Raw genomic sequence first — 7,095 nt, forward strand, 5'->3', positions numbered from 1 at the left:
GCGGAGCGACTGCCACTACAGCCGCTCCAAAGAAAATCTACTTCGCGATTGCGATGCCCTGTCCTGCAACAGCGGCCTTGAGAGCGGCAGCCTTATCGGTCGCTTCCCAGGTGAATTCGGACTCCTTGCGTCCGAAATGGCCGTAGGCCGCGGTCTTCTTGTAAATTGGACGACGCAGGTTCAGCGACTCGATAATGCCTTTCGGCGTGAGCTTGAAGTGCTCGCGGACCAGGTTCTCGATCTGCGTCTGCGGAAGCTTGCCTGTGCCAAACGTATCGACCAGCACGCTCACCGGATCCGCGACGCCGATTGCGTATGCCAATTGCACTTCGCAGCGATCGGCCAAACCAGCAGCCACAACGTTCTTCGCGATATAGCGAGCCATGTAGCAGGCAGAGCGATCGACTTTTGTCGGATCCTTGCCCGAGAATGCGCCGCCGCCGTGACGTCCCATACCGCCGTAGGTATCGACGATGATCTTCCGCCCAGTGAGGCCTGTATCCCCCATCGGACCACCCACGACGAAACGTCCCGTGGGATTGATGTGATACTTCGTATCCGCGTCGAGAAGATGCTCTGGAATCGCCTGCTGAATAACTTGTTCGAGTACTTCGGCGCGCAGGCGGCGATTATCCACCGTCTCGCAGTGCTGTGTGGAGACTACCACCGCGTCCACGCGGACCGGTTTGTGGTTGGTATCGTATTCGACTGTTACTTGGGATTTGCCATCGGGACGGAGGAAATCAAGGATGCCACTCTTGCGGACTTCTGAGAGCCGGCGAGTGAGTTTGTGAGCCATCGAAATCGGAGTCGGCATGTAATCTTCGTTCTCGTTGGTTGCATAGCCGAACATCATGCCCTGATCACCGGCACCACCGGGATCAACCCCCATCGCGATGTCAGGCGATTGTTCGTGGATCGAGGAGATCACCGAGCAGGTCTGGGAATCGAAGCCAAATCCCGCATCGGTGTATCCCACCGCGGTGACGGTGCCACGAACGATCGATGGGAAATCTACATATGCCTTGGTGGTGATTTCACCGGCAATGAATGCCAGTCCCGTTGTGAGCAGCGTTTCGCATGCCACGCGGCTGTATTGGTCTTTTTCAATACAGGCATCAAGAATAGCGTCGGAAATCTGATCGGCGATTTTGTCCGGATGACCCTCGGTCACCGACTCAGACGTGAATAGAAAACGATCACGGGAAGACAAGCTTTTACTCCTCCACAGAATTATTTATAGGCAGCAGTTAGCGCCTGAGGGACAGAGCCTTGGAAGACGCACACACGAGGGGTGACTGACTTCTTTGCTGTTCAGAGTACGTTAGCAGACACTCACCCCATCGGCAAGCAATCTGTGCACTGCTAAGTCATTATAATCATGTCCACTTAAGGCATTAACTCCGCATCTATGTGAGGCGCAATTTGACGGCTGAACGGCAGAAATCGGGATGCAAATGGGGTTATTGCTGCAGTCCTTCAGGCGTGAAAATCAGCTCTTTCACCTGCTTCGGCCCGCCGTCGATATTTACCGATCTGCCGTTGAACGAAACCTCCACACCAGCCACATTTCCGACGCGCAGGCGAACTTTTTTGTTCGCGCGAATGGTGCGACTCTTCTGTGCGTTGAGGATTCCCTGCCCCAGACTCTTGCCATCGGCCGAAACTGAAAGCCATGAGTCCTCAAGCGCGGTCACCTGCAGAAGAATCGCCGAGTTAGACGCTCGTGCAGCTGCGGCTTCTGTTGAGTTCGTTGTTTTGGTCTGAACTGTATTTAGCTTCTCCGGGGAAGAATCAGCCCGGGATGGATGACCCTTCGCCTGATTCGGCTCGGAATCAACATTCGACGGCACTGCAGGTTTCGAAATGGGACTTGAGGCGGGAGATAATGGCTGCTGCCGGGCTTCGGACGACGAGGAGGCAACCTGCTGCACCTCAGGCTGAGAGGCTGCGCTGCTTTCGCCTCTGACGCTCAGATAACGTTTCACTGAGTATCCAAGCGCCACGACGGCCAAGAGCACGATGGCAGCCATCAGTAGCATCTGATTGGAAGATGTCGCAGGTTCTTCAGGCTGCGATTCTGGTTGGAGTTCCACCAGTGGCCCTTTCGCGGACTGATGCTCGCGCCAAGCCTGATCAAAGTCGGCTACAGCTTGCTCTTCATCCAGGCCAAGGAAGCGAGAGTAAGCCTGAACGAAACCCTTATTGAAAATTCCACCAGGGAGCTTGTCGAAATCTTCTTCTTCCAGTGCCCGCAGCGACCGCGTGCCGATCTTAGTCGACTCCGAGATTTCCTCAAGAGAGACATCCCGCATCTCCCTCTCCCGGCGCATCTTTTCGCCAAAGCCACTCACGCTATTTCGTTATACACCCGGGCTTGTGGCATAGCCTCATAACGCAGCAAAATCATAGGGTTGCACCACGAATGGGGCAATCTGGCCGCGAAAGTAATGTTTACTTTTCATGTAATGCGGGGTATATCTCTTTTTGAGTCTAGGGGATAATGAGCATTATCTGAAGTAGGAGAAGGCTGAATGGGGTTTGGGTCGCTTTCCCCAAGTCGCTCCCAATTTGGGTCATCTTTGAACTCGATGAGTGAGGCCACCGGTACCGACCGCAAACGGCAGATGGAAGAGATCAGTATCTTCCATGATGTCGCCAAAGCCCTCACGTCTTCTCTCAATCTGGACTCAATTCTGCAGACCATCATGGAAAAGATGGCCGTCTTCTTCCGCCCAGACACTTGGTCGCTACTGATGGTCGACGAGCAGAAAGACGAACTCTATTTTGCCATCGCCGTCGGTGACGCTGCTGACGCACTTAAGAGCATCCGCCTGAAAGTCGGAGAAGGCATCGCCGGCTGGGTTGCCAAGCATGGCGAGTCTCTCCTTGTTCCTGACGTCTACAACGATCCTCGCTTTGCCAAGCGTATCGACGAAATGACGAAGTGGCAGACGCGCTCGATCATCTGCGTCCCACTCAAGTCGAAGCATCGGGTCCTCGGCGTGATCCAGCTGATCAACTGCGCCATGGAGAGCTTCTCGGACAACGAGATGTTCTTCCTGCACGCGCTCTGTGACTACGCTGCCATTGCCATTGAGAACGCCCGCGCCGTTGAAAAAATCCAGGAACTCACGATCACCGACGATTGCACCGGCCTGTACAACGCTCGGCATTTGTACAAAACCCTCGAAGCCGAGGTCTACCGGTCCCATCGTTTCAACTACGAGTTCAGCGTTATCTTCATTGACCTTGACCACTTTAAACAGGTCAATGACACGCATGGACACCTTGTGGGAAGCAAGCTGCTGAACGAGATCGGATTCATGATCAAGTCGCATCTGCGACTTATTGATTATGCCTTCCGCTACGGAGGCGACGAATTCGTCGTCCTTCTTCCCCAAACGGGAAAGGATTCGGCTCTCGTCGTAGCTCGGCGGCTTCGCGATGTAATGCGAAATGCGCAATTCCTCGAGGAAGAGGGCCTAAACCTGACTTGCCGCGCCAGCATGGGAGTTGCGACTTATCCAGAAGATGCCAAGAGCGCCCACGAAATCATCCGTCAAGCCGACGAGATGATGTACATGGTCAAGAACTCCACCCGCGACAACATCGCCATCGCCCAGCAGGGAATGCTGCAGTAACACCAAGAAACTTTGAACACCGAGGGCACGGAGGCCACTGAGGGGCTTGTGGTGTGTCATCCGAACCGACACCCTTTTGGGCGGTGAAGACTCCCTATCTACTGCTAAAGCTACTGTTGCGTGGGTGCAGTATTGCGTCCGGCGTCAAAATGTAATGTATGGAGCAAAACCTCCATTCCCTCAGTGATCTCCCTGTTCAGGTTGGGTTTACTTCGGCCTAGAACTTAAAACGGGACTGGCATCTGTAGCTGTCGGCTTTTCCTTTACAGGCTGAGGTGTCCACGCAGTTGCGTTGGCTGGCGCATTGGGGTTGACGCCAAAATCCCACACAAACATATTGATCGTCTTCGGATCGAGCATCTCAACGAGCGCATACTCCCCTGGAGCCAGAGGACGTTCTGGGGTCAGCTTTACCCATTCGCCGTTACTCACGACTTCCGCCGTGGCGGGAACAATGTCTTCCTGATTTGAAACCTTGCCGAGCAGGGAAATCTTCACGTTACTAACGACGCGAGTGCCCTTCTTCGGCTGTACGCGGACGATCTTGAACCGATCCGGCCGATTCAGCTCCGGCGACGGCTGATTAGTCTTCTCGTCGGAGTTCGAGGTTGTCACATCCACATAGATGGCCGGCGAACTCTCGTGCGACTGGACGCGCGCGCTTGCACCCTTGAGTTCAATGCTTTCCTTCGACCCCGTGGGAATCGGGTTGATGATTCCGCGCATGATGTTCTTGCCTATCTGCTTGTTGAGTTCTCCGCCGTTCTGCACCACCTCGACCAGCTGCGCCTGGCCGCGATAATGATCAAGCAGGAAGACGCCGCCACTGTCCGGAAGCCACAATCCGGGCGCGACCAGCGGACGCGCCGCCTCTGCCTTCTCGCGCTCTGCTTTCTCCTCCGCGTCGGCTTGCTTCATCTCCTCGGCACTGACGTTCGGATTGAGACCACGCGGATTTTCCTTGTTGAACTTGTTCGTGGCATCCCAATCGACAAGGCTGTACGGAACCTCTTCCCAGTCGTAGCGCTCAGCGCTGTAGAAGTGAACCCGATCGCGCTGGATCTCCCACTTCGTGGCCAGCTGATACGAACCATCTTTCAGAACCAGACGCTTGGCATGCTCCTGCGCGTGCAGAGTCGCCGGCAGGATCAGCGCAAGCCCAATGCCGAGTGCCGTAATGAAAGCCTTGCGCATATTAGTAAAGACGAAGTTAGGGGCTATAAGCATCTAACCCAAATCTGCCCCAGGTGTTTCTGCGTTCCAGGGTAGAGACGCAGCATGCTGCGTCTCTACCACACGTCAAAACTGGCAGTCCGAGCACTGTCTTTCCGCGGTTCCCGAAAACACAGTGTTTGGATCCGCTGAGAGCATTATGAACTTGTCAGGACTCACGAAATAGAAAGCGTAGTTCGCCGAAGCCGAAGTACTCGTAAACGAGGCGCGACCGTTCGTCCCAGCGGTCAGATTTCCGGTGAGTGTTCGCGATATCTGCGCGGTCCCACTGTTGACGTCCTCCATACCGGACAAAGAAGTGCCCAGGCCAGCAATGGTGAGTTGACCATCGATGGCCTGCAACACACTCCCCGCAGAGTTGACTCCCGCCGTAGCGAACGCATATCCACCCGTTACCAATTGAAATCCAGTCTGTTGCCGGAACAGCTGCCCAGTGGCTACGAAGCTTGGGTCAATCTGTAGGATTACTCCTTGCTTCTGCGAAGCCAGCCACACGATGAAATTCGATGAACCGGTCCCAATTTGGCCTCTTCCGCTTGCCGCCACACTATAGCTTGCTCCACTAGAAAATGCAGTATTTGTGGTCATTGCTCCGCCGTTGTTCGCATCTACAACCCCGCCACTGAATTGACCAGTCGCGGCATTCGTATCGAAGCGCGAGGCCAGAGCGTACGGCTTGTTCCCAGAGACGGCCGAACCATTCGCAAAAAATGCGCTTGACCCAAGAGAAGCATTACTGAACTGCCCGGTCGATTGCGCAAATGCGGTTCCAGCGATTCGTAGTCCTGAGACATCCAAATTCATCATCACGAGCGTAGATCCGTCGATGATGTAGTACACGAACTGCGCGCTGTTTAGAGTTGCCGTGCCCCTCCCTCCCGCTGGTACCGTAAAGGATCCCACAATTCCCGTTCCCGATACGGGACCTCCGCTAGCGGTATTCACATCCTCCGTTCCCGTTACAGTCGCACCGCTGAATGTAAGCTGACCGACTGCCGCCGCCGGCCCTGCGTTGTCACCCGACATGCCGAAGACGAATGGCCCGCTCACGCCGCCGGTAACCGCCGCTGGATCTTGCAAACGAATGAATCCGGAGGTCACCGCCGTAGAGTCGAAGGCAATCACCTGCCCGCGCGCACTCGAAGTAAGAGCAAATGAAAAAGTATGCGAGCTAGAGGCGTCGGTAAGCGTCATCGTGCCGCGTCCATCAGCGCCTACGGAATACGTTCCCGTTAGGGGAACACCGGTAGAGGGACCAGCGCCAGAATTGCCGTCGCTCACGCCAGCTGTGATGTGTCCAGCCCCATCCGCCTGAAGCGTGCCGCCTCGATACGCGAACCCTGAGCCTGAGCTGTTATCCCCCTGGCTCACGAAAAATACATAAGTGCCGTTCAGGCTCGCGTTGCCGAATTGCAGGGTAACCGGAGCCGATGCCGAAAAGGCCGTGTTTGCCTGCGACGTAGCCGTGACCGTTATCGCAGATTTGGGAGGTGAAGCGGGCGCAGTGTACAAACCAGTTGCGTCAATAGTTCCGTGAATGGCATCGCCGCCCTGCACGCCGCTGACGCTCCAATTGACCGCATTATTTGTGCTTCCGGTCACTGTCACCGTCGGAGTGAATTGCTGCGGCGCGCCGGCCATAACCGTAGCGCTGGTTGGACTGATTGTGATTGTAACCGCGGGAGCTGTGAGCGTTACGACCGCAACGGCGGTCTTGGTAGTATCCGCCTGCGCAACCGCGCTTACTGCGACGGTAATTGTGGTCGGCAGCACCGCTGGCGCCGTGTACAGCCCGGTTGTGCTGATCGTACCGTTTGTCGCGTCTCCACCTGTCGCGCCGTTGACTTGCCAAGTCACCGCCGTGTTGGTAGAGCCGGTGACTGTGGCCGTAAATTGCTGGGTTGTCGCACCTGCGACGCTCGCTGTTGTTGGCGAGATCGTTATTGCCACTCCGGCGGTGGTGGTACTTTTATTTCCCCCGCATCCAGCCCAGATCAGTGCAGTCAAAATCAGTAAGAGAAGAAGAACTCGTTTCGGCAAAGAATTGACACCCCTATTGAGGTCTATGTATTCGTGGTGTTCGCAGTACGTGAATTGTCCATTGTAAATTGCTGCTCTCTGGCAGATGTCTCTGCCTCCGAAATGCGAGGAAGAAGTAGACCTGTCATCCTTCTATGAAAACAGGCGTACCTGTCCATAGGGTGGTTGCGGTGGTGAT

General features: G+C 55.3%; 5 protein-coding genes. 1 reads left to right on the plus strand and 4 read right to left on the minus strand.

What is annotated here, in order from left to right; all coding sequences use genetic code 11:
* Positions 1 to 37: 37 nt before the first annotated feature.
* Both DMG62_06545 and DMG62_06550 read right to left on the minus strand, forming a co-directional pair.
* The gene (locus DMG62_06545; protein ID PYY23861.1) at positions 38 to 1,213 is read right to left on the minus strand and encodes a methionine adenosyltransferase; all 1,176 of its coding nucleotides are present in this window, start codon (positions 1,211 to 1,213) and stop codon (positions 38 to 40) included.
* 250 nt (positions 1,214 to 1,463) lie between these two features.
* Positions 1,464 to 2,354, minus strand: a complete 891-nt coding sequence (locus tag DMG62_06550; GenBank protein ID PYY23862.1) for a hypothetical protein — start codon at positions 2,352 to 2,354, stop codon at positions 1,464 to 1,466.
* Positions 2,355 to 2,534: 180 nt separating this feature from the next.
* On the opposite strand from DMG62_06550, the gene DMG62_06555 reads away from it, so the two are divergent.
* Positions 2,535 to 3,644 (plus strand): sensor domain-containing diguanylate cyclase, encoded by a 1,110-nt coding sequence (locus tag DMG62_06555; protein PYY23863.1) that lies wholly within the window; start codon positions 2,535 to 2,537, stop codon positions 3,642 to 3,644.
* A 207-nt stretch (positions 3,645 to 3,851) separates the two neighbouring features.
* Here DMG62_06555 and DMG62_06560 read toward each other — a convergent pair whose 3' ends face one another.
* Together DMG62_06560 and DMG62_06565 are read right to left on the minus strand one after the other, a co-directional pair.
* Positions 3,852 to 4,871 carry a hypothetical protein gene (locus DMG62_06560; GenBank protein ID PYY23864.1) on the minus strand — a complete coding sequence of 340 codons (1,020 nt, stop codon included), beginning with the start codon at positions 4,869 to 4,871 and terminating at the stop codon, positions 3,852 to 3,854.
* A 72-nt stretch (positions 4,872 to 4,943) separates the two neighbouring features.
* A complete protein-coding gene (locus DMG62_06565) occupies positions 4,944 to 7,004 on the minus strand; it encodes a hypothetical protein (GenBank protein PYY23865.1) in 2,061 nt (686 codons plus the stop codon).
* Positions 7,005 to 7,095 lie beyond the last annotated feature (91 nt).

It is taken from the genome of Acidobacteriota bacterium, from assembly GCA_003225175.1.
GTDB lineage: Bacteria > Acidobacteriota > Terriglobia > Terriglobales > Acidobacteriaceae > Gp1-AA112.

Coding starts and splice junctions, on each gene's coding strand:
- DMG62_06560 (PYY23864.1), bottom strand. CDS start 4,871: ATGCTTATAGCCCCTAACTTCGTCTTTACTAATATGCGCAAGGCTTTC.
- DMG62_06555 (PYY23863.1), top strand. CDS start 2,535: ATGGGGTTTGGGTCGCTTTCCCCAAGTCGCTCCCAATTTGGGTCATCT.